At 59.5% G+C, this 18,782-nt stretch carries 16 protein-coding genes and 1 pseudogene; 4 read left to right on the top strand and 13 right to left on the bottom strand.

What is annotated here, in order from left to right; all coding sequences use genetic code 11:
• Positions 1–659 precede the first annotated feature (659 nt).
• Positions 660–893 (bottom strand): annotated as a pseudogene (locus EOS_RS47970) (HU family DNA-binding protein); the annotation flags it as partial.
• A 323-nt stretch (positions 894–1,216) separates the two neighbouring features.
• Entirely contained in the window at positions 1,217–1,672 is a 456-nt protein-coding gene (locus EOS_RS09030; protein WP_047846280.1) for an HU family DNA-binding protein, read from the bottom strand.
• Positions 1,673–2,166: 494 nt separating this feature from the next.
• On the opposite strand from EOS_RS09030, the gene EOS_RS09025 reads away from it, so the two are divergent.
• The gene (locus EOS_RS09025; protein WP_087881909.1) at positions 2,167–2,883 is read left to right on the top strand and encodes an H-NS histone family protein; all 717 of its coding nucleotides are present in this window, start codon (positions 2,167–2,169) and stop codon (positions 2,881–2,883) included.
• A gap of 864 nt (positions 2,884–3,747) precedes the next feature.
• Here EOS_RS09025 and EOS_RS09020 read toward each other — a convergent pair.
• The 5 genes from EOS_RS09020 to EOS_RS09000 all read right to left on the bottom strand — a co-directional run bounded on the left by EOS_RS09020 (position 3,748) and on the right by EOS_RS09000 (position 9,374).
• A complete protein-coding gene (locus tag EOS_RS09020) occupies positions 3,748–5,952 on the bottom strand; it encodes an OsmC domain/YcaO domain-containing protein (protein WP_047846279.1) in 2,205 nt (734 codons plus the stop codon).
• Positions 5,953–6,775: 823 nt separating this feature from the next.
• On the bottom strand, positions 6,776–8,002 hold the full coding sequence (locus EOS_RS09015; protein WP_047846278.1) for an MFS transporter: 1,227 nt from the start codon (positions 8,000–8,002) through the stop codon (positions 6,776–6,778).
• Positions 7,999–8,328, bottom strand: coding sequence for a hypothetical protein (locus EOS_RS09010; protein ID WP_047846277.1), 330 nt, complete (start codon positions 8,326–8,328; stop codon positions 7,999–8,001). Before EOS_RS09010 ends, EOS_RS09015 begins: the two co-directional genes overlap by 4 nt.
• Position 8,329: 1 nt before the next feature.
• Positions 8,330–8,893, bottom strand: coding sequence for an isochorismatase family protein (locus tag EOS_RS09005; protein WP_047846276.1), 564 nt, complete (start codon positions 8,891–8,893; stop codon positions 8,330–8,332).
• Positions 8,894–8,921: 28 nt separating this feature from the next.
• Positions 8,922–9,374 carry a MarR family winged helix-turn-helix transcriptional regulator gene (locus EOS_RS09000; protein ID WP_047846275.1) on the bottom strand — a complete coding sequence of 151 codons (453 nt, stop codon included), beginning with the start codon at positions 9,372–9,374 and terminating at the stop codon, positions 8,922–8,924.
• A 591-nt stretch (positions 9,375–9,965) separates the two neighbouring features.
• Between EOS_RS09000 and EOS_RS08995 the strand changes: the two genes are divergently transcribed.
• The 3 genes from EOS_RS08995 to EOS_RS08985 all read left to right on the top strand — a co-directional run bounded on the left by EOS_RS08995 (position 9,966) and on the right by EOS_RS08985 (position 11,053).
• A complete protein-coding gene (locus EOS_RS08995; RefSeq protein WP_047846274.1) occupies positions 9,966–10,220 on the top strand; it encodes a phospholipase D-like domain-containing protein in 255 nt (84 codons plus the stop codon).
• A 267-nt stretch (positions 10,221–10,487) separates the two neighbouring features.
• The gene (locus EOS_RS08990; protein WP_047846273.1) at positions 10,488–10,685 is read left to right on the top strand and encodes a type II toxin-antitoxin system VapB family antitoxin; all 198 of its coding nucleotides are present in this window, start codon (positions 10,488–10,490) and stop codon (positions 10,683–10,685) included.
• Positions 10,682–11,053, top strand: a complete 372-nt coding sequence (locus tag EOS_RS08985; protein WP_047846272.1) for a type II toxin-antitoxin system VapC family toxin — start codon at positions 10,682–10,684, stop codon at positions 11,051–11,053. The genes EOS_RS08990 and EOS_RS08985 overlap by 4 nt, the downstream gene beginning before the upstream one ends.
• A gap of 243 nt (positions 11,054–11,296) precedes the next feature.
• Here the strand turns inward: EOS_RS08985 and EOS_RS08980 are convergent, their stop codons facing one another.
• From EOS_RS08980 to EOS_RS08960, 6 genes are all read right to left on the bottom strand, one after another.
• Positions 11,297–13,456: an HlyD family efflux transporter periplasmic adaptor subunit gene (locus tag EOS_RS08980; protein ID WP_053063811.1), complete on the bottom strand. Its 2,160-nt coding sequence runs from the start codon at positions 13,454–13,456 to the stop codon at positions 11,297–11,299.
• On the bottom strand, positions 13,441–14,286 hold the full coding sequence (locus EOS_RS43970) for an efflux RND transporter periplasmic adaptor subunit (RefSeq protein ID WP_053063810.1): 846 nt from the start codon (positions 14,284–14,286) through the stop codon (positions 13,441–13,443). Before EOS_RS43970 ends, EOS_RS08980 begins: the two co-directional genes overlap by 16 nt.
• 90 nt (positions 14,287–14,376) lie before the next feature.
• Complete coding sequence (locus tag EOS_RS45595) at positions 14,377–14,802, bottom strand: hypothetical protein (RefSeq protein WP_053063809.1); 426 nt, start codon at positions 14,800–14,802, stop codon at positions 14,377–14,379.
• Positions 14,803–14,812: 10 nt separating this feature from the next.
• Entirely contained in the window at positions 14,813–15,631 is an 819-nt protein-coding gene (locus EOS_RS08970; RefSeq protein ID WP_053063808.1) for an efflux RND transporter periplasmic adaptor subunit, read from the bottom strand.
• 30 nt (positions 15,632–15,661) lie between these two features.
• The gene (locus EOS_RS08965) at positions 15,662–17,419 is read right to left on the bottom strand and encodes a TolC family protein (RefSeq protein WP_053063807.1); all 1,758 of its coding nucleotides are present in this window, start codon (positions 17,417–17,419) and stop codon (positions 15,662–15,664) included.
• A 28-nt stretch (positions 17,420–17,447) separates the two neighbouring features.
• A partial coding sequence (locus EOS_RS08960; protein ID WP_047846271.1) for a putative Ig domain-containing protein occupies positions 17,448–18,782 on the bottom strand: 1,335 nt, incomplete at its 5' end.

The raw sequence follows: 18,782 nt of genomic DNA, 5'->3' as shown, positions 1-18,782 counted from the left end.
GGGGGTTTTGATAATTCAACCCTAACTCGTTCGTGAACAACGCAAACGGATCGGACTGACGTACTACGCCAGAAGCAGCCAGGTGCTCGCGGGATAACTTTAGCGCCAGTTGCCCAAGCATCAGGCGGTCCAGCCAGCTGGCCGACATCATGTTTCTAGCCAACCAGATGCGTACCGATTCAACGACGTGTTCGACGCGCCATGTTTTCGTCAAAACATGGGATGCGAGCGCACTCGCCACCAAATAGCATAGTAGATGGGTTCGCGCCGATGAGTCCAGTGACCGTTTTGAAAGTGGCATGTTTGTTGTTTTACACTCCATCCAGCGAAAGTCCTCCGATGCGGCAGGCACATGTTATCCATACTCTAGCGCGCAATCCACGACGGCCCGCGAAACAATGACAACCAAAAATTGAATTTATCGGTTTACTCCCGTACTCCCCGACACTTCCCAATCAACGGCTTTCTCGCAAAAATGCCCCGGCCGCGTTCCGATTCGCTGAGGAGTACAGGCAGGACCTGAGCGTTCGTTCGTGGCCGAGTCATGACCCCCGTGCGATCTGCATCAACCTACCTGTAGATGACCTTGTGCGCCGCTCAGAGGATACTTTTAAGCGTGCACATCGACCGCTTATCGCTTGTGGTCGTTCACCGCATCCTTTCACCGTCTTCGAAGCCGGAATCTTCAGCTCTTCGCCGGTAGCCGGATTGCGCCCGTTGCGCGCGGCCCGCGCGCCTACGCCGAACGAGCCGAAGCCAATCAGTTGGACGGTATCCCTCTTCACGAGCGCGGTGGTGATCGTCCCGATTAGCGCGTCGACCGCTTCTCCTGTTGCCGACTTGCTCGTGCCGGTCTACGACGCAACGGCATCAATCAACTCTTGTTTGTTCATGGGATCCCTCCTGGATAATCGTTAAAGAATGTCAGCGTGCCCGAAGGAACCGGTCCTTCGGCGACCTCCCCAGACCTCTCAACAGCGACGTGTCAACGCTTACGGTACCCGATCGGATGTCTGTGGTACAAGCGGGCATGCGAGTTGGGACGATCGCGCACCAACCCGCAATTCCGTCAAACAGACCGAAGAATGCCCCGCTCGGGTCACGGACGAAACACCCGCTTTCCGATAGCTGCGCCGACGTCATGGGCCACCGGCCGAAATGGAAAACGCCCCTCGGATTTTCGTCAAGGGGCGCTATCACGTCAGAACAATTTCGCTTACAGCGCTGCGTCCTTAAGCTTCTTCAGTGGGCGAACCTTGAGGCGCACCGAAGCCGGCTTCGCCGCGAACCATTTGTCTTCACCCGTGAACGGGTCCTTCCCAAAGCGCTTCTTCTTGGCCGGCACATCTTGTGCGACCACCTTCAGCAAGCCCGGCAACGTGAACTCCTTTGCACCCTTCTTGTGAATCGATGCGAGCACCGTTTCTTCGAGCGCCGCCAACAGCGCCTTGGCCACCTTCGGCTCTACCCCTGAACGCTCGGCCAGGTGAATGGTCAGCGATGCCTTCGTGAAAGTATCCTTGATAGGTTTCAGGGGAATGGCAGCAGCTGGCTTCTTCACCGCAGGTGCGGCTGCTTTCTTCGCGACTGGCGCAGCAGCTTTCTTGCTGGCGGGTGCTGCCGCTTTCTTGGTAGCGGGAGCCGCAGGTTTCTTGGTACCGATTGTTGCCATGAATTCCTCTTCTCTAGTCAAAGGTTGCCCAAGACCTTTGCCTTTGCGCCGTCACCGACTAGCGCAAAGGTACAAATTCTCGGGTTGGGCGCCAGCGTACCAACACCAACATGATGACGCAACGTCTGAGGCCATGAATTAAGGGGTTTTTAGCATGAAAGTCACGAAAACGGTGACCTGTACCTTGCTTCATGCGAGAGGGTCCAGCAAAACTCTTACCGAATATGGCTTCGAGTGCCCTTAAAAAGGCCCGAATTAGACAACAGCCCTACTCTCGGACAGTCACTACATTGCAAAAATAGCGCTTCATTTCGCAATCGACTCAGCGTTATGTGGGGTATGCAGGCAGTGGCGCACAGACCTTGACCCGCTGAAGATCCACAACGGTTCTATGATAGTTGTTCGTTGCACGTGCGCAGTGCGAAGTCTTTTCAAGCCTTTCGCAATTAAAGCGCGCGTGGCATATTGCGGGCACATCCATTAAGGAAACCACGATGCCGACACTCGAACAAATCAAAGACAAGATGAAGAAGCTTCAAGAGCAAGCCGAAAAGTTGATTGCCAAGCGCGCACAGTCTGTCCTGACCGACATCCGCAAGCTAATGGAAGAGCATGGTCTTACCACCGCAGACATCGCCGCTCACTCGACTGGAAAGAAGCGGCGCGGCCGACCAGCGGGCTCCAAGCCCAACACCGCCGCGGCGCGAAAGGTGGCGAGTAGTTCAGTTGTCACCGGAGTCAAGTCGCCGAAATATCGCCATCCTAAAACGGGCGCCACGTGGACCGGACACGGGCGCGCGCCGGCATGGATTGCAGATGCTAAGGACCGCAGCAAGTTCTTGATTGACGGCACGGACGGTGGCACCGTGAGAACGGCGAAGACCGCAACTAAGAAAACCGTGGCAGTTGGCAGTGCAGTGGCTCACGAAGGACAACACAAAGGTCCGCAGCCAGCGAAATACCTCGACCCCAAGACCGGCGCAAAATGGAGCGGACGTGGCCCGGCGCCTGCATGGCTTGCGGCGGCAAAAGACCGCTCGAAGTTTTTGATTGTCAACGCGGCCACCGTCGCGACTGAGACCGGTGCCACGAGCAAAGCCGGTAAGTCGAAGTCTTCGGCCAAAAGCGGCGCTGTTGCAAAGAAGACAGTAGAGAAGAAGGCGACGGGTGCTGTCAAGGACACTGTGACCGTCAAGGCGCCGGCTAAGTAGGCCATCGCTAAGAGAGCCACACCTGCAGGCGAGACGGCGTCGGCGGAAAAACCCGCGTGCAAGCGCAGCCGTGGCTGCTCCGGCGGCACCAGTCGCGACTGGTGCCGCGTCGACGACCTGAGCGCAGTCGTCGGTTGCGGGTGCGACTCGCAATCCGGCTAGAGAGTCTTGTAGGGAAAGCCCCGCGCACTTTCTTGGGGAAGTCATCCTCTGAGCTGCCGCTCTGGAAGCCCGGCTCTCAATGGCTCCGCCAGCCATCTTTCGACGACACCGAACACCGATCAGTTTGCCTTTCGATCGGCGCATGTCGATCGACAACTGCCCATCAGCCTAACGATCACGAACAGCCGTTGTTCGCCCGATCTGGCGCCGTCCAGCCGTGGTGGATTGATGGACAGGTTTTCGGTGTGGCAATTATCTCGCGACCATGAACGGCTGCTTCCGAAGAACCTTCCTATGCCGTTTCGCTGCTATCCGATTGCGAAACCCAGTGCCCGTCGATGGAAGTCTGGGGCTCACTCTGAATGTCGGACGCGAGTAAGCCGAACGAGAGCTAGTTGCTCAACTATCCCCACTCGATTTTCAATTACGCTTTCCGCTGCCTGAATTTAAAGAGGATTTGCCAGGCACAGTAGCTCGTATACCCATCACATACACCATCAATTCCGATTGATCTTCCGGCCGGCGACATGATCCAAAGATGGGATTCATATTGAGGGCCCTTGACCTGTCCTTCGTATCTGACCATCTACGCTGGCGGCATCAACACTGATGCACACCCGCACAGATGGTAGCTCGGGTATCGAACATGCGTTTGTGCCGGGGGATGAACGGCATCATCGCATCCAGCCATGACTCGTAACCCTAACTGGCTGTAGCCGCCACACTGGCCCGCGCCTTATGCAATTTTTTGTAACTGTCGATCAAGCGGTCGTGCCTATCCAGACCCTCCAGTTTCATACTCGTTGGCGTTAAGCCATAGAAGCGCACGCTACCGTCCGCCGACCCCATTGCCGCGTCCATTCGAGCGTCGCCGAACATGCGACGGAAGTTGACCGCGTAGTCGTCCAGTTCCAGGTCGTCATCGAGCAGCACCTCCAGCACCACATTCAGGGCCTGGTAAAACAATCCGCGTTCGACCGTATTGTCGTTGTACTGCAGGAAGGCTCCCACCAGCTCTTGTGCCGCCTCAAATTGCTGCAAGGCGAGGTGAATCAGCAGCTTCAACTCGAGAACGGTTAGCTGCCCCCAGTCCGTATTCTCGTCAAATTCGATGCCGATCAAAGTGGCAATATCGGAGTGCTCATCCAGTTCATTGTTATCCAACCGCTCAAGCAATGCTGCTAGGCCGGCATCGTCCAGGCGATGCAAGTTCAAAATATCGGCGCGGAACAACAGCGCCTTGTTTGTGTTATCCCAGATCAAATCCTCTACTGGGTAAACTTCCGAATACCCAGGCACCAAAATCCGGCAGGCCATGGCGCCCAGCTGGTCATACACCGCCATGTACACCTCTTTGCCCATGTCTTCGAGAATTCCGAACAATGTTGCGGCTTCCTCGGCATTGGAGTTTTCACCCTGGCCAGAAAAATCCCACTCAACAAACTCGAAATTCGCTTTGGCGCTGAAAAAGCGCCACGACACCACACCGCTCGAATCAATGAAGTGCTCAACGAAGTTATTGGGCTCAGTCACGGCGTTACTGACAAAGGTGGGCTGAGGTAAATCGTTCAGGCCTTCAAAACTGCGCCCCTGCAGCAACTCGGTAAGACTCCGTTCCAGCGCCACCTCGAAGCTTGGGTGTGCGCCGAACGAGGCAAAGACGCCGCCTGTCCGCGGGTTCATCAATGTGACGCACATCACGGGGTAGGTCCCACCCAGCGACGCATCCTTTACCAGCACCGGAAAGCCCTGCTCTTCCAACCCCTGAATCCCGGCCAGAATGCCTGGATATTTCGCCAGCGCCTCGTGCGGCACATCAGGCAATGCGATTTCACCTTCGAGAATTTCACGCTTTACCGCACGTTCGAAAATTTCGGACAGACATTGCACCTGCGCTTCGGCCAGCGTATTACCGGCACTCATGCCGTTGCTGACGAACAGGTTTTCGATTAGGTTGGACGGGAAATACACCACTTCACCGTCCGACTGCCGCACAAACGGCAGCGAACAGATACCGCGCTGTACATTGCCGGAGTTGGTGTCGATCAGATGCGAGCCACGCAACTCGCCATCGGGATTATAAATTTCCAGGCAGTACGCATCCAGAATGTCAGCCGGCAGCGCATTCTTACGGCCAGGCTTGAACCAGCGCTCGTTCGGGTAATGTACAAACGCCTCGTTGGCGATGTCTTCGCCCCAAAACGTGCCGGCGTAGAAATGGTTGCAGTTCAGTCGCTCGATATACTCTCCCAACGCCGACGCAAGCGCGCTTTCTTTGGTCGCTCCCTTGCCATTGGTAAAACACATCGGAGAGTGCGCATCCCGGATATGCAGCGACCACACATTGGGAACAAGATTGCGCCACGAAGCGATTTCAATCTTGATGCCCAAGGCCGCCAAAATACCCGACATATTGGCGATGGTTTGCTCCAGCGGCAGATCCTTGCCCGCAATATAGGTGCTGGCGTCAGAAGCGGGCTTCAACGTCAGCAACAACTGAGCATCGGCATCCAGGTTCTCTACCTCTTCGATGACAAACTCGGGTCCGGCTTGCACCACTTTTTTCACCGTACAACGGTCTATAAAGCGCAAAATCCCGCGGCGGTCTGCTTCCAGCATATCCGGCGGCAACTCGACCTGAATCTTGAAGATCTGTCGGTACCGGTTTTCCGGATCAACAATATTGTTCTGCGACAGGCGGATATTTTCGGTAGGAATGTTGCGATTTACGCAGTACAACTTCACAAAGTAAGCTGCGCACAAGGCCGATGAGGCAAGAAAATAATCGAAGGGACCAGGTGCCGAGCCATCGCCCTTATAACGGATAGGCTGGTCGGACACTACCGTGAAGTCATCGAACCTGGCTTCAAGACGTAGCTTATCGAGAAAGCTGACTTTAATTTCCATGGGGAAATTCCAAAAATGGTGCTCAAAACAAAATATATAAAGCCCTGTAAGAAAACAGGGCTTTAATAGTCAATCAACTAGCGAATGACGTTTCCTAGCGGGAATTCTACTCCCACTCGATCGTCAATTGCGGGGCTAAACCCTTGTGGAGACGGCGTTTTCGCGCGGCCGTGTGGCGCGGATACCGTCAACGATACCGAAGTTCTTGCTGGCACTTAGTGGCTTTTGTGGGACCGCATGGGAGCATTCACGCCCGCTCTAACAGAAACACCGCGAAGATCGGGCATCTCAAGACAATTTGTGAAGGTGATACCGTCGGGCTCTTTCCAATGCGGTCCTAGGGGAGCCCGTCGGTGCCATGATCCTCAACTGCAGCCGTTCCTCTCACTAGAAGCATCCGACCTAGGCAGCGGTGCTATAGAGTTTTGGGGCACCAGTTCGGCGACGGTCTGTTGTTCAGCAAGCAAGATCAGGAAATTGCGACCTACCATGCCCGCGACAGTCGCCGCCATCGCGCGGATGTCTTCCTTGTCAGGACCGGGAACCGATCGGCTGATCTATGCCAGATTCCCCACGACAGGCCGTTCGTATCTCTCGCCGTCGCAGGCTATTCCGGATGCATTCGGCTCGCATTGGGCTTCCAGTAAAATTCGTCGAGTGTCTCAAAATCGGCCGGAGCGGGCAATTGGGTTTCGCTTTTCGAGCGACCGAATTCGCTCGGTAAGCAGACGGTCGGCGAATCGGTAGAAGGCCGTCAATTGCTATCAGAAGAGGACAATACTTGCGCCCTGCTCATAGCAATGGTGTTATGCCATCGAAGTCGTCATTGGCGAGGTGGGCGAACTTGCGCTCTCAAAGCAGAAGCTGCCACTACAGCAGCAGCGAAACCCGATGCCGCGCCGATGCCTAAGGCCCAACGGGGGCCAGCATGCATTGCAACCCAGCCCACGATGGGTGCCCCGATGGGAGTCCCGCCGAGGCCGATACCAACACGCAAAGCCATTACCCTTCCGCGCATGGCAGGTTCTGTGGAGACCTGCATCAGGCTGTTGGTGGCATTGGTAAAGGTCAGGGACGCCACGCCTATGACGACCAACGCCGCCGCGAACAACCAGTAATTTGGAGCTACCGCAGCCATCGCACAACCCAACCCAAACGTCGCGGCACCGATAAGGAGCGACATGAACTGCGGCCGGCCGCGCCCTGCAGCAAAGAGCGCACCAGACACGGTGCCCACCGCCATGATGGACGACAGAAGGCCGTAACCGCGCGCATCGGTGTGAAGCACCCCGACGGCCATAGTTGAGATGAAAATCGGGAAATTCAGTCCGAATGTGCCAATCAGGAATAGCATCACCAAGATCGCCTTGAGCTCGGGGCGAGACCAAACGTAGCGAAATCCCTCGGTGAGATTTCCCCCTGAGCGGGGTGCCCGCGTGTTCGTATGCAGCTCGGTCATTCGAAATAGCGACAAGGATGCTAACACCGCGAGGAAACTCAGGCCATCGATCAAGAACACCCACCCTGTGCCAACCGACGCGATGACCACACCGGCGGCTGCGGGCCCAATCATCCGCGCTGCGTTGAACGACGTTGAATTGAGCGCGACGGCGTTCGGCAAATCCCCGCTGCCGACCAGCTCTGTCACGAACGTCTGGCGCACAGGCGCATCGAACGCCGATGCGCAGCCGAACAAAAAGGCGAATACATAAACGTGCCAGAGCTGAACAATGCCGGTGACGGTCAGAACGCCAAGCGCCAGTGAAAGGCCACCCATTGCTGCTTGGGTTGCAATCAGCAGTCTTCGCTGATTGAAATGGTCCGCGGCGAAGCCCGTCCAGGGTAACAGCAAAAGCTGCGGCCCAAATTGGAGGGCCATGACCGTGCCCACGGCGGAAGCATTGTGGTGCGTGAGCTGGGTCAGCACGAGCCAGTCCTGAGCCGTCCGTTGCATCCACGTTCCCACGTTGGATATCAGAGAGCCGATAGCCCACAACCGATAGTTGAAGTTCTTCAGTGACCTGAAGGTACCGGTTGCCGAGGCGCTCATGTACGTTCGGGAGTATTGCCGCCATGCAAGCTGCCGAACTGCCGAGCACTGAGCAGCCCCATAGCCAGGATACCAATGCCGAATGGCATGACGTCACCCGTCACCTTGAGCTCAAAATCGCCCACGCGACAAATGAGAAGATAGCCGACGACGATATTAAAGAAACTCCATAGCACATTGACAGTCGATGACGACAGCCCTTTTCCCGGCGGTTTCGCGAACGGGCTCTGGAAGGGCTCACCCATCACACCACTGACGAAATGAGGGACGGCATTCGCGAAAAAGGCACCACCGAAAAAATAAGAGACGACATGTAGCCAATCCATTTCAGACGCTCCTCGTACCGAGCAAATCGATGATGTCCTGGGCTGTGCCAGTTTCACCCAACTTCGGGAATACGTTCTTGATGCTGTAGTCGTGAGCCTCGGCACGCACGTCCGTCATAGCATCAAGAGCCAAGCTGACGTTGAACCCCTGCTCATAGGCTTGGCGCGCGGTTGCCTCGACACCTGTGCCCGTAGCTACCCCGGTGACGACGACCTGCGTCACACCCAAGGCCTTCAATTGTTCCTCGAGGGTGGTATTTGTGAACGCACCCCATGTTCGTTTTGTGATGACGATATCGCTGGGCTGCTGGTCAAGCTCTGAAATGAAGTCGGTCCATCCTTCGGGGAATGCGCCGTTGTGGCGGGGCCGCTCTGTGCGGCCGGGAGCCACGCCAGCGACGTTGACCAACACGACCGGTAATCCGTATTTGCGAAAGGCCTGAAGCAATGCGCAGGATCGTTCGACGACCGGTTCAATAGGATGAGTGAAGGGCGAGCCGACGATGCCTTTCTGCAGGTCAACGATGATTAGGGCGGTGTTTGGGTCGAGCGCAGTGTATGACATGGTCTTCCATGAAGTACCGGAAAATGTTTTAGAAGTCTGCCAGCCGCTGCAGCAGTCCCACCGCAGCGGCGAGTGCAGCCTGTTCTTGCGCGGATAGCTGCGCTTGGAGGGCACGGAGCAGCCAGTCCTCTTTAGCCGCCCGACTCGCTTGGAGCGTCCCCCTAAACGTGGGGGTCAGGTCAATAAGGGTTTTGCGTCCGTCGCTTGGGTCGGCCTCGCCTTTGACAACTCCCAACGCCTCCAAGCCGGCAACCGTAATCCGCATGGACTGTGGTTTCACGCCCTCCGCCCGTGCCAAAGCAGAAACGGTGGCTGGGCCGCCGCGGTCCAGATGGACCAGCACTGACTTCTGGGCCGACGTAAAGTCGCCAGAGTGCGAATGTTCTCGCACGCGGCGGACCAATTTGCCCACGGAAATGCGTAGTTCGCCAGCAAGGACGACCAAGTCGGTAGATTGGGGAGACGGTGATTGCTTGTTCATGACACAACCATAGCATATGTACAGTTAAACTGTACATATAATCTGTATATATTTTCCCGTCTACGCAAGAATACATCCGATACCGAGCTCCAAGTTCGGTGCCATGCTGAGCAACAACGAGGCACGGTTTCAGCGAAACCTGATGGGCGGCTTAGCGCCGCTTAGCCGTCGTTTCTTCAGTTCGTCGTCAATGGCCGTTCAGGCCGACAAGCAGTCCCCGCCCTCTTCCGTCGGGATGGCTTGCAGAGAAGCACTAAGGTCTCATCTGAGTTCGACCACTCGAAACGCGTCCTTGTACCTCTACCCTGCGCCAGCTCCAAACCGATTGCCGTGATAACCCGCGTTATCGCCGCAACGGGGCTCACTACGTCTCTCGACAGAGCATCAGCTAACAAGAGTGTGCTCACACGAGCCACTCGGCGACGCGCTCGCGCTCGCGCTGCATTGAGTAGATGTCTAAATGACAATTTTATATATCAAAATAAGTAGGAATTCTGAATATTTTTCAGGCTTTTCAAGCTGCTTTGCAGTCTTCCACCTTATCGCTGTTCACTTACTTTCGCGCTCGCGAAATTCTCACCCAGGAACGCCATGTTGAACCGTTTCACTCTGTTTTGTGCCGTCGCAGCCCCGGTGTTCTCGAACGCCACGTCGGCGTTCTCGCTTCCGGTACTGCAGGCGCTGCCGTCGGCTCACGCTTGTTATTTGCAGTTCGGGTTTTCGCCAAATCGCGGGGCAATGGATCTGGTTATTAAGCTGATCGATTCGACCAGCCGCGGCCAAACCATCGACATCGAGGCGTACGAGTTCACCAGCAAGAGGATGGCCGTGCCCTACATGCACTAGGCTGCGGGTGCTGGCCGCCGGTCTGGGGTTGCCTGGCTGCCGGCACAACGGCAGCGCCTTGCTCATTGCAGCAGGCGTCGCGCCGGCGCCCTGCCCTTTTTCCGGGGACGCGATATCTGGTCTGTGTTCGCGGGAGGTTTTCGCTGTTCTCCCGTACAACTGCACTGGAATGTTGCGGCAAAACGCGCTCATTACAAGACGACGAAAATACACTATTTATAGCATCGAATGATGCTATAAATAGTGCTTAAATCTACGGAGGTTCCCATGCGTACGACTATTGCGCTTGATGACGACTTGATCGCCAAGGCTCAAGCCTATACAGGCGTGGAGGAAAAAACGGCTCTCGTGCGCGAAGCGCTAAAGGCTTTGATCCAGCGTGAAGCCGCGAAACGACTCGCGAATCTTGGCGGTAGCCAACCGGGCATCAAGGGGGTGCCGCGTCGCCGGCAGGACGTCGAATGATTCTTGTCGACACGTCGGTCTGGATTGACCACATCAACGCCTCTGATTCGATGCTCATTAGCCTGCTTGCCGAGGAGCGTGTGCTGGCTCATCCCTATGTGATAGGCGAGATTTCGCTCAGTAGTCTGCGTGACCGTGAAGTCGTGCTTGGCGCGTTGCTCGATCTGCCGCGCGCGCCAGTTGCAACACCGGAGGAGACGTTTTATCTGATCGAGCGCGAAGGTTTGTTCAATCGTGGAATCGGATATTTCGATACATCGCTGTTGGCGTCCGCGCGCCTACAGCCCGGCGTCACCGTCTGGACGCGCGACAAGCGATTGAAGAAGGTTGCCGATGAACTCAATCTCGGCGCGGTGCTCGCACATTAGATTCCGGTGCAAAGCAAGCAGTTTCCTACCGATGCTCGACGAATCCAAAACGTCGTTGCTGCGGTTCGACGCAGTTAGTTCGAGTCCTCTCTTGGCACCCAATAGTTGTCTCAGTAGATCCAAAGAAATCCGAAAAACCCAGTCAAGCCTTTAGCTTGCTGGGTTTTTTGTCTTTTACCTTCCGCCGCCGGGCGGAACCACGGAAATGAATTGCGCTCGGTTTCCATATCCTCGCAGTGACCGTTACAACTCGCTCTCGCGTATCACCAATGCCGCTGCGCGCCTATAAATCCTGCCGAGAAATCCGCTACGATCCGCATCGATCGTCACTGTTCCCCGCAGCCGTTTCGTGATCGGCGCGGACGGTCCGGTCGGCACGAGTGTCGCGCGATAGATGGCTGATTCCGGCACGAGCTTGCCGTCGCGATCCTTGCGCACCGCTACGCCGCCACCGTTGACGGACCCAAGATCCTGGACGTCGAGCGCGCGCACTGACGCCGTGCCGACGCTCGCCACCGTCAGCTCGACCGGCGCATCACCGTTCTCCGGATAGAAACGGCCTCTCGCGCCCGGATGCACGCGACCCAGATCGGACTCGCCAATGTATGCCTCGACCACCTGCGAAGACGGATCGATAAGTACTCCCAACGCCTCACGACGCGGCAGCCACTCACCTTCGCGCAGCGTCAGCGGCACGTCGGTAATCATGCCGGCGAAGGGCGCACGCACGGTGAGCAGCGCCTCCTGCGACGCAACGTCGTCAAGCGACGCCAGCGCGCCCTCCAGTTCCTGCTGGCCGACGCCGATCATGCTTACCTCTTCGGGATCGAACGACTGTCCTTTCATGCGTGCCTCGACCCCTGCGAGCGTCGCCACTGCCACAGCCTTGTGATACGCGACTGTCGGCGACGCAAGCACGAACATGGAGTCGCCAGCGGAAACTCGCGTGCCGTTGCGCGGCAATTCTGTCACCCTACCCGGTTCCGCGACGTACAGCGTAGTCTGCCGCGCGGCGCGCAGCAGGGCTGGCGCGGACACTTCGTGCCGCCATGGCACGATTAGAAGCAGCAGCGCGATGGCCAGCACACCGAAGGTAACCGTCGCACGCCGGTGGGGCCGCCCTTCGCGAAGGCGCCTCAGCCAAACGACGATTTCCCCGACGATTGGCCGCGCCAGAAACCAACCGATTTCGACGCACATCAGAAACAGCCCGAGCGCCTTGAACGCCATGTGATAGACGACCAGCGCAATGCCGAGAAAGAGCGAGAAGCGATAGACCATCGACGCAATCGACCACGCGATCAGCACCCGCCGTTTGGTTCGCGGAAAATATTCGGGCGGAGGATCCCCGAGTCCAAACAGCGTTTCGCGCAACCACCAGCGGCCCATTGCAAAACCGCGCTCCTGCAGGTTCGGGACGTCGAGGTAGTCGGAGAAAATGAAATAGCCGTCGAAGCGCATCAGCGGATTAAGGTTGACCGCGAGCGTCAGCAGCCATGTCGAGCTTGATAGCAGGAACGCGCCGGTGCGCAACGCTCCATCAGGCAACACCGACCACGCGAGCGACGCAACGATGGCCAACGTGATCTCGGCGAGCATGCCCGCGGCATCGATGGCGAGGCGCTGCCGGCGGTCGGTCAGGCGCCACGCGTCGGTCGTGTCGGTCCACAGCACGGGCCACAACACGAGCAATGCGACGCCCATCGCCGGCACGCGGCAGCCGAGTCGCTTGCACATCAGCCCGTGCCCGAGTTCGTGGATTACCTTGGCGGAGGCGAGCGCAATCCCCACCAGCAGCGCGCCCTGCAGCGAAAAAAGATGCAGCAGGCTGTGCGTATAGGCCGGCCACTGGCGACTGGTCAGATAGAACCCGAGTGCCGCGAAGCACGCGAGTGTCACGACGAAGCCCCGTGTGAACACCCAGCCCATGTGCGCCACGGCCGCGCCGAGAAAGCGATCAGGATTGAGGAGACGGAACTTGATCGACAGATAGTTCTTCAGCAACCAGCGCGGCGCAGACAGGCGCTTACCGCCGATTTCTGCGACGAAACGCGCCATCGCCGCATCGCCGCGCGCCGCGAGCAAGCCCGCGCGATGCAGAAATCGCAGCACGTCCACGACGTCGTCCGCGCTCGCGCGCAGGGTCGTTTCCGCAGACACCGCCCGTGCAACCGCGCCGGCTTCACCGAGCTCCCAGCGCGCGAGTATTTCGAATTCGAGCCAGCCGATGCGGATGAAACGATGCCGAGCCGGATCCTGGAGCGTCCAAGTCGGGCTACCATTGCCGGCGGACGCACCGGGTAGCAGCTTCAGGTCCTCGCGCAGCGGCGGTAACCCGATCGGCTGAACGGTCTCGTTGGGAACCGTGAAGGCGCTGCCGTGCGGGCTCAGATCGACAGCCATTCGCGCACCACTGCCATCGGTCGCCGCAGCAACCAGAGCGCCAGAGCGCGGCGCGGTCCATAGATCTTGGCCGTTCCCTTCAAGCCGAGGCGCGGCGTAGCGCTACTCGGGTCCAGCGCCGCGCGAAACGCGTACGACATGACACCGTCCGCCGTCACCGTGCTCGCGTAGCTTGCGAACACCAGCTTGCCGTAGAGCGGCTCATCGGGCGTTAGGTTATTGAAGAACACGACCTCCGATCCTGGTGCGAACGACACCACCGACGCCTCCGGTACTTCAATCTGCAGTTGCGTGCGCGCCGGCGACGCGATCATCATGATCCGCTCGCCGAGCGCCACGGGCTTGCCGATCCATTCGCTGGTGTCATCGAAGACCGCGATACCGTCCGACGGTGCAGTGATTGCTGCCCGGTCGAGCATGTCCTTGTCGTAGGCGAGCTCGGCCTGTTCCTGATCGACCTTGCTCGCGAGCATCGCGAGGCGCGCCTTCGCCTTGTCGTCGCTCATCGCCTGTTGCGACGTATCGCTGTATTCCTCGCGCGCCATATCGAGCGCTTTTTGCGCCACCGCATAGCGTGTCTGCAACTGCTTGCGTTCGAGCGTCACGAGCGCTTGCCCAGCGTGCACCGGTTGGTTCGGCGTGACCTGCAATGTGCCCACCACGCCGTCGAACGGCGCGCGCACCGGCGCCGGATCGACCGGTGTGATTTCAGCGGGCGCGAGCACCGATTCGCGCACCGGCAACAACGCAATCAGCAGCACCACTGCGGCTGCAATCGCAAGTGGCCGGCGCTTGGCCGGCAGGCGCCGCCAGAAGCCGGCTTCCCGCACCCGCTGATGCAGCAGCAGGCTTTGCGCATACGTGCCCGCGAGCGCGTCGAGCAGTTGCCGCTCGCCATCGTTCCACGGGTCGGCGGCGGCCTAAGCAGCATGCTGCCGACCAGTCACGCCGTCGCGCCACGTGAGCGGGCACCACATCGCCTGCGCGGGGAACCACTCGGCCCATTCGCGCGCAAGCGCGTCGGGCAGGTCGGCGGCGCTGACGACATGCGATTCGCGGGCCTTGTCGCCGCGTGCTATGGCGGCGAACACGCGCGCGAGCCACAGGTAGTACGGGCCACCTTCGTCGGCCGCGGCGACACCGGACAATATCAGCGGCGCGCTGCCCGTCGCGGGGTTTTGCCACAGCGCGCCCTGCTGATACGCGACAATCCCCGCCGTCTCGTTGACGATCAGGAATTCCAGTTCGTTACGGCTCGCCGCGCGCGCCCGCTGCTCGAGTTGCAGCAGCGCGCCGAGGCGCAGCAACTGATGGTTGAGCGCGTGACCAGGATTCGGATGATTCATTGCCGCGCGTTCATTGCCGCGCGGCCACGGACGCGCCCGCGGGCAGCACGAACAGAGCACGGCCGCTCATGCCTGGCAAGAGGGTATCGGGAGGGTTCTCGATGTGGCCGTAGACCTTGATCGAACGGCTCACCGCATCAACCTTGCCGGACAGCCGAGTCAGTGTGGCGGGATAGGTCTTGCCGGTTTCGTCAATGGCGACGTTGAACGTGCTTCCGGGTTTGAGCCACGAGAGCCACATCGACGGCACGATCATTTCGAGGTTGAGATTCCGGTCGCTCAGCACGTCGAGCATCGGCGCGCCGGTCTGAAGGAACTGGAAGTTGTGGGTGTACACGCTCGACACGCGTCCGGTGAACGGCGCGACCACAATGCAATTGTCAACCAGCGTCTGCGCGGTCTTCACGTCAGCGGCAGCCTCCTCTTCATCGGATGCCGCAACCTTGTATTCCACCTCGCTCGATGTGCCGAGCGCGCGCAAGCGCTGCTTGCTGTCGTTGACGGTCTTGCGTCCGTCGTACACGGCTCGCGCATGCGCGAGCGCGCCCTCTTTCTCCGCGCAGACAAAACGCGCGAGCACTTGCCCTTGCTTGAAGCGCTCGCCGTCGTGCAACGGAAACTGACTAAGGCGCCCGGACATCGGCGCGCCCATGGTCGCGCTCGTTTCAGCGACAACCTGAACGCGGACTTCGGGTGCGGCCGACGCAGCGGGCGTCGTGGCGACAGGCGTCGCAGGCACCTGCGCGGCCACGGCCAGTGAATTGCACAACGTGGCGCAAACCACCGTCGCGCAACTGCCGCACGCGAACTTTGCTACTTTCGACTTCATCGGTTTCAACTTCGTTACCTCAACTTTGGGTCATTTCGCTGCCGGCGCAATCTGTGCGGCAGCGATGCTCGTCGTCTGCGCGATGGCCGGAGCCGCGGCGGCTGCCTTCATCGGCACCGCAGTCACGGGAGTCCCTTCAGTCACCGCAGCCGCTACCGGAACCGCCGCGCCGGCCGGCGTTGTCGCGGGGGCCGGCGTCAGCATCGCCAACTCGGGCAACTTGCCGGCTTCCCAGCCGGCGATCGCCGCTTTCACACGGCGGCTCAACGTCGGCAAGTCGTCGGTGTCGGCGTTCGGCGGCACGAGGTCGACGCCGACCGACGTGTACAGGTTGGTCAGCGCCGTATGCACCTGTGCGATCGAACGGTCATACGTGAACTCGGACACCATCGACGCCAGTTCGCGCCGCACGCGATCGGCTTCCGACTCTTCCTGCGCCTGCGACGCGTTCGCCGACGCCACGCGAATCTTCTGCTCGACGTCGTCGATCTGCTTCGCAATATCGAGTTCCTGCGCCGATGCCAGGTAATCCTGATAGCTCAGGTTCACCTGCGTCAGCACCGCGACGCTCAACGCGAGCCTGCGCTGGTACGACACCTGGACGGAGGTCTTGGCTGCCGCGATCGCCTTCGGTCCCTCGATCAGGCTCATCAGATTGAAGCTGGCATTGACGCCGAGCTGCGCCCAGTTCGGGTTGTACAGATAGCGGTTCGTGTCGTAGTTGAGGCTGCCTAGGATGCCGACACCGGGCAGCATCTTGATGATTTCCTTGTACACGTCCTGCTGATCGATCTTTTCCTGGTACGCCTCTTCGCGCAGTTCCGGGCGCATCGCAAGACCGATCTCTTCGAGCTTGCGTGGATCGACAGCGCTGTCGGGGGGGGACATATCCAGGTCCATCGGCGCGAACTGGATTGGCGTGTCGCCAGGCACATTGATCAGCGATGCCAGCTGCACTGTGGCCGTGTTGAGATCGGTCTGCATGTGCTTTAACTGGCCGACCACAGACAGCATGTTCTGCTGGTAGTCGAGCCCTTGCAGCGGCGGCACGAGGTTCTCGCGGCTCGCCTGGCGCCCTGCGTCAAGCATGCGCTGCGCGTCGACCAGGAGTGGCCTGAGACGCGGCAGCAACCGGTCGGCGGCAACGGCCTTCCAATAAGCTTCCTGGGTACTCTTGACCAGACCGTCGATCACCTTGCGGCGGCGCTCCACGGCAACGTAAGTGCGGTAGCCCTGCTGCTTCGCCTGGTAATAACTCACACCGAAATCGAGCAGGTTCCACGACAGTTCGAGCGACGCCGTCGCGTGCGAAGGCGACTCGGAGAACGAGTAGTCGAGGGAGCGCGCGCGCGTGAATTCGTCGATGCTTTGCGCCGCGTTATCGTTGTTGCGCCAGGTATAGCCCGCGTTGGCCGCGAGCCTCGGCAACATTTGCGCCATCGCGAGATCGAGTTGACGGTCCTGCAGCGTCTCCTCGGTTTTCGCGAGCTGCGCGTCGTAGTTGTACTTGAGCGCGCGGGCGATTGCGTCCGACAGCGTCAGCGGTTCGGTCAGCGGCACATAGGTCGAGTACAGCGTCTTGTAGTCGTCCTGGGCTCGCTTCAGATGCTCGGCCTGTGAGATCGGCTCGGGCTTTATCGCGCACGCAGCAAGCAACATCGCGGACAGCAGCGTGGCTCCGGTTAGCCCGATGCGCCCCACGGAAACTGCTGCCTCGCGGTGCTGCACTGTGACTCGCGACGCTTTCGATCGGGCAACGCCGAGGCGGCTGCCGGTTGTATTTTTCATGCTTGTTATTCGCTTTTTATGAAATTAACTATCGGGATTCGACAGGAGCCACTTCGGCGATCGTTTCAACGATCTGCCGTGCCTGAAGGATCTTTCCAATAGGCCCCGCGTCACGCAATTGCGCGGAAAACGCCCGGCGGCCCATATGAACGGGGGTGGTCATCGCTGCGCCCGCTGCCGCATCGGTCGCGCCATGAGACCCTGTTGCTGCGACCGGCTGGGCTTGCGCGTGGTGCGGCTCCACGGACTGACGGGTACCCGGCAGCGGGTGCTGCTGCGTCGTCGTGTGCCGAACCGCTTGATGAGGCAGTTCTGCACGGGCAACGGGCTCCTTGACGCCGACGCGTTGAAGCATCTGCCCGAAATCGTCCGGCTCGCGGCCCACCGTGATCTGGAACGTCGCGTAGGCTTGGTTGCCGAACTGGTCGCGTGCGACGATCTCCACTTCGACCGTGCCGTGCGAACCTGCCGGTGGCGTCCCGGTGAACGTCAGGTTGCGCGAATCGAATTCGACCCACTCCGGCAGCGCTCCACCGCCTGGGGCGCGCGCATCGTATTCGAGCGTAGCGCCCGGATACGTGTCGTCGAAAAGGTTCGATGGTACTTGAATGATCGCGTGCTGCTCTTCGATCACGAAACGGTTACCGACCGAGCCGGTCAGCCAGACCTGCGGAATGACCGGTTGGCCATACAGGCTGCTGCGCTGGCCGCGGCCTTCGGCCGGCGATACAAGAGTGTCGTCAGGAAATTTGGAATTATCTGAATTCGGATCTCCCTGCGTGCTGCTGCCGTCCGGCGTGTTGAAGCCCGGAATGATCTGCGGCGGTGGCGTGAAGAACGGCCGGTTGGTGCTCGTGACCTGCGTCGACAGCGCCACGGTCGCGCTGCTGTAACGCGTCGAGCCGCCCACAGCACCGAGGTCGACACCTGTCGCATCGGTCACCGCACCGCTCGATCCGTCGATCAGCCGCACGGTCAGGCCACCCGGCGTACCGCTGAAGCCGCCAGACGGCTTGAAGCGCAAGCTATCCGACGACGCCAGGACGATCGCGTCGCCGTCGCCCAGACCCGAGACCGGCACGTTGTTCCAGCTCTTGCCGCCGTCGCTCGAGTATTGCCACGTGCCCTGCGCCGAATTCGCGCCGTTGCCGGTGATCGCGATGCCGGCCAGAGGGTTCGCCGTCGAGCCCGTCGGATTGGCGGCGCTTTGCTGCTGGTCGGCGCTATCGTTGAAATTGTCGCCGAACAGGTTGCCTACCTGGCTGCCCTGCGGATTCGGATCGCTGGAATCCACGGCACCCAGCGTGGCGCTGCCGCTTGCCACCGGCGCGTCGTTGACCGCCGTCACGGTCGTGCCGAGCTT

It is taken from the genome of Caballeronia mineralivorans PML1(12) (genome assembly GCF_001028175.1).
GTDB lineage: Bacteria > Pseudomonadota > Gammaproteobacteria > Burkholderiales > Burkholderiaceae > Caballeronia > Caballeronia mineralivorans.
The sequence above is the reverse complement of the archived record's forward strand: the minus strand, read 5'-3'. Positions and strand labels throughout refer to the sequence as shown.

What these genes read in the sequence shown, in the direction of transcription:
- EOS_RS08990 (WP_047846273.1), top strand. Translation starts at nt 10,488, where the DNA reads ATGCGTACGACTATTGCGCTTGATGACGACTTGATCGCCAAGGCTCAA.
- EOS_RS08965 (WP_053063807.1), bottom strand. Translation starts at nt 17,419, where the DNA reads ATGAAAAATACAACCGGCAGCCGCCTCGGCGTTGCCCGATCGAAAGCG.
- EOS_RS09025 (WP_087881909.1), top strand. Translation starts at nt 2,167, where the DNA reads ATGCCGACACTCGAACAAATCAAAGACAAGATGAAGAAGCTTCAAGAG.
- EOS_RS09000 (WP_047846275.1), bottom strand. Translation starts at nt 9,374, where the DNA reads ATGAACAAGCAATCACCGTCTCCCCAATCTACCGACTTGGTCGTCCTT.
- EOS_RS08985 (WP_047846272.1), top strand. Translation starts at nt 10,682, where the DNA reads ATGATTCTTGTCGACACGTCGGTCTGGATTGACCACATCAACGCCTCT.
- EOS_RS08995 (WP_047846274.1), top strand. Translation starts at nt 9,966, where the DNA reads ATGTTGAACCGTTTCACTCTGTTTTGTGCCGTCGCAGCCCCGGTGTTC.
- EOS_RS09020 (WP_047846279.1), bottom strand. Translation starts at nt 5,952, where the DNA reads ATGGAAATTAAAGTCAGCTTTCTCGATAAGCTACGTCTTGAAGCCAGG.
- EOS_RS08970 (WP_053063808.1), bottom strand. Translation starts at nt 15,631, where the DNA reads ATGAAGTCGAAAGTAGCAAAGTTCGCGTGCGGCAGTTGCGCGACGGTG.
- EOS_RS08980 (WP_053063811.1), bottom strand. Translation starts at nt 13,456, where the DNA reads ATGGCTGTCGATCTGAGCCCGCACGGCAGCGCCTTCACGGTTCCCAAC.
- EOS_RS09005 (WP_047846276.1), bottom strand. Translation starts at nt 8,893, where the DNA reads ATGTCATACACTGCGCTCGACCCAAACACCGCCCTAATCATCGTTGAC.
- EOS_RS09015 (WP_047846278.1), bottom strand. Translation starts at nt 8,002, where the DNA reads ATGAGCGCCTCGGCAACCGGTACCTTCAGGTCACTGAAGAACTTCAAC.
- EOS_RS09010 (WP_047846277.1), bottom strand. Translation starts at nt 8,328, where the DNA reads ATGGATTGGCTACATGTCGTCTCTTATTTTTTCGGTGGTGCCTTTTTC.
- EOS_RS09030 (WP_047846280.1), bottom strand. Translation starts at nt 1,672, where the DNA reads ATGGCAACAATCGGTACCAAGAAACCTGCGGCTCCCGCTACCAAGAAA.
- EOS_RS45595 (WP_053063809.1), bottom strand. Translation starts at nt 14,802, where the DNA reads ATGAATCATCCGAATCCTGGTCACGCGCTCAACCATCAGTTGCTGCGC.